1 protein-coding gene is annotated in these 330 nt (G+C 66.7%); it reads left to right on the forward strand.

Annotated elements, in window-relative coordinates:
• Positions 1 to 33: 33 nt before the first annotated feature.
• Positions 34 to 330, forward strand: a 297-nt coding sequence (locus IJ15_RS0124335; protein WP_231569650.1) for an ATP-binding cassette domain-containing protein, incomplete at its 3' end; no start/stop codon positions are given.

Consider the following 330-nt stretch of genomic DNA (forward strand, 5'->3'; position numbering starts at 1 on the left):
TCCCGATCCCGGGTGGCGGCGAGCTTGCGCCGAGTGCGCGATCTCTTCCCGATCCTCATGGATCGGGCCGGGCAACCCGCCGGCCTGCTGTCCGGAGGGGAGCAGCAGATGCTCGCGATCGGGCGGGCGCTGATGAGCGAGCCGAAGGTGCTGCTGTTGGACGAACCGTCGCTGGGGCTGGCGCCCCTCATCGCTCGGCAGATCATGGAGACGATCGAACAAGTGAACGCAAACGGAACGAGTGTCCTACTGGTCGAACAGAATACGCGGCTCGCGCTCTCGATCGCGCACTATGCGTACGTCCTCAACGGCGGGACGGTGGCGGCCGAG

The organism is Prescottella defluvii (genome assembly GCF_000738775.1).
In the GTDB taxonomy this organism is placed as follows: Bacteria; Actinomycetota; Actinomycetes; order Mycobacteriales; family Mycobacteriaceae; genus Prescottella; species Prescottella defluvii.